General features: G+C 44.8%; 2 protein-coding genes. Both read left to right on the top strand.

Annotated features, from left to right (window positions below; genetic code table 11):
• Window positions 1-22: 22 nt before the first annotated feature.
• Window positions 23-1,306, top strand: coding sequence for a Fe-S cluster assembly protein SufD (gene sufD, locus RMO52_RS03150; RefSeq protein ID WP_310410750.1), 1,284 nt, complete (start codon window positions 23-25; stop codon window positions 1,304-1,306).
• A 73-nt stretch (window positions 1,307-1,379) separates the two neighbouring features.
• On the top strand, window positions 1,380-2,648 hold the full coding sequence (locus tag RMO52_RS03155; protein ID WP_310410752.1) for a SufS family cysteine desulfurase: 1,269 nt from the start codon (window positions 1,380-1,382) through the stop codon (window positions 2,646-2,648).
• Window positions 2,649-2,827: the final 179 nt, after the last annotated feature.

Here is a 2,827-nt window from a genome sequence, read left to right on the forward strand (position 1 = left end):
CTAGATAGATATTTAAAGTTATATGACAATGACGGCAACTCTTACCCAGCTCATACCGCTCACTCCGCCCCCAAATCCGCAACTTCAAGATATTCGTACTCAAGCTGCTGGATATCTGCAAGAAGAAACTATTCCGACTAATAAGAATGAAGAATGGCGGTTTACTAATCTATCGCCATTGCTCAAGCAAACATTCGTAGCACCGAGTCAAGAGCTACCGCCTGTTAGTATTGACGATTTAGCTATCCCTGAAGCTGCTCAGAGTCGGTTAGTCTTCATTAATGGCATCTACGCGCCCTTACTCTCCAGCCTTGCTAACTTACCTGCTGGTGTATTCATCGGTAATTTAGCCGCAGCTAACGCTGCTGGATTAGCCATCACTGATTATCTGGGCAAACAACCTGGTGGGGAAGAAGTTTTTACCGCGATTAACACGGCGGGAATTAATGATTCAGCCGTAGTCTGGTTAGCTCCAGATACAGCTATCGAGTCCCCAATTCAGCTATTATTTATCACTACCGTAGATGATACGGCGATCGCGACTCAACCGCGCACTCTAGTCGTGTTAGAACAGAGAAGTAGCGCAACTATCATTCAAGAATACTTGCACACATCAGCTTCCAACCGCGCCTACTTCAATAACAGTGTCACAGAAATCTGGTTGGGGGCAGCAGCCAAACTCAATCATACCCGCATCCAAGCCGAAGATATCGCTGCTATCCATATCGGCAAAACAGCGGTTTCGCAATCCGAGCATAGCTCCTATACTGGTAACGCGATCGAGCTTGGTAGCAAACTCTCTCGGCATAATTGGGAAATCTTCCAAATCGGCGCACAGACTGAAACTTATCTGAATGGGTTGACGATGGTAAATGGCGAACAAGAATCAGACACTCATAGTGTCATCGCCTTAACTAAGCCCCACGGCATCACCAATCAACTGCACAAATGTATCGTAAACGATCGCGCCCATGCGATTTTCAACGGTAAGGTATTTGTGCCCCAAGCCGCCCAGCAAACCAATGCAGGGCAGTTAAACCGCAATTTGTTACTTTCTGCCAAGGCGCGCATCGACACTAAGCCACAGCTCGAAATTACCGCTGATAATGTCAAATGTTCCCACGGGGCGACAGTCAGCCAACTCGAAGACGATGAGATCTTTTATCTCCAGAGCCGAGGTTTAGATGTCGAAACAGCTAAAATATTACTAATTAACGCTTTTGCTGTAGAGATTATCGATCGCATCCCCGTCGCTTCAGTCCGTAAAAAACTAGCAGTAGCGGTAAAAGCATTCAAAGCTAACTAAACACTGGCAAGCAATGACTAGAGAAAGCCCGATTCTACGACTAATCCAAAATCTTACAGGAAATTCTGGTGATATGACTTTTATTCAAACTAGAGAAAATGATACCTTAACTATTGCGGATCGAGTTCGGGCAGACTTTCCGATTCTCCATCGCGAAGTGCATGGCAAGCCGTTAGTATATCTTGATAATGCGGCGACTTCCCATAAGCCCCATGCGGTCATTCATGCACTCGAACATTACTATAGTCACTACAATTCTAACGTTCATCGCGGCGTACATACGCTCAGTGCTGAGGCGACGGATGCTTATGAAGGTGCTAGAGAAAAAATTGCTAAGTTTGTCAATGCTGCTTCTTCGCAAGAGATTATTTACACTCGGAATGCAACTGAAGCGATTAATCTAGTTGCCTATAGCTGGGGCTTGAGCAATCTTCAGCGCGGTGATGAAGTGATCCTCTCGGTAATGGAGCATCATAGCAATCTGATTCCATGGCAATTAGTCGCTCAAAAAACCGGAGCGCGATTGAAGTTTGTCCAACTAACACCGGAGGAAGAGTTTGATTTCGGACATTATCAATCGTTGGTTAATGAGAAAACGAAACTAGTTTCAGTAGTCCATGTTTCTAATACTTTAGGTTGTATCAATCCTGTCAAAGATATCATTGCGCTGGCACGTCAATATGACGCAAAAGTCTTAATTGATGCTTGCCAAAGTGCGCCACATATGCCATTAGATGTGCAGGATATGGATTGTGATTGGCTGGCGGTATCGGGACACAAAATGTGCGGCCCGACGGGGATTGGCTTCTTGTATGGTAAGTTGAATTTAATGCGATCGATGCCGCCGTTCTTAGGTGGTGGTGAAATGATCGCCGATGTGTTCTTGGAAAATTCGACTTACGCAGACTTGCCTCATAAGTTTGAAGCTGGTACTCCGGCGATTGCTGAAGCGATCGCATTAGGAGCAGCGGTAGATTATTTAACTAATATCGGGATGGATAAAATTCATGCTTATGAAGTTGAATTAAATACCTACTTATTTGAGAAATTAATGCAGATTCCTCAAGTGAAAATATATGGCCCCAAACCACCGAAAGAACGCGCTGCGCTAGCGTCATTTACTTCCGGTGATGTTCATCCTCACGATCTTTCGACGATGTTGGATCAAGCCGGAATTGCGATCCGTGCTGGACATCATTGTACTCAGCCGTTGCACCGCTTTATCAAGGCTCAATCTACTGCGCGGGCGAGTTTGTATTTCTACAATACTAAAGCGGAAATTGATACTTTCATCGCCTCTTTACTCGAATCGATCGAGTTCTTTGATAGTATCTTTAGTTAGAAACTTGCTGTTTAGGGTGCGTTACCTTACGGGATAACACACCCTAAATTCCACATTGAGTGGGATGGCGATGATGTCTACAGCCAATACAGATCGATCGAGTCTAGAATCCGCCATAACGCGGAGTTTACCGATCGCCATTTTAAGGTAAAATAAGGTACATAACTACTAGATTGACT

The sequence above is a fragment of the Chamaesiphon sp. OTE_8_metabat_110 genome (assembly GCF_031382685.1).
In the GTDB taxonomy this organism is placed as follows: Bacteria; Cyanobacteriota; Cyanobacteriia; order Cyanobacteriales; family Chamaesiphonaceae; genus Chamaesiphon.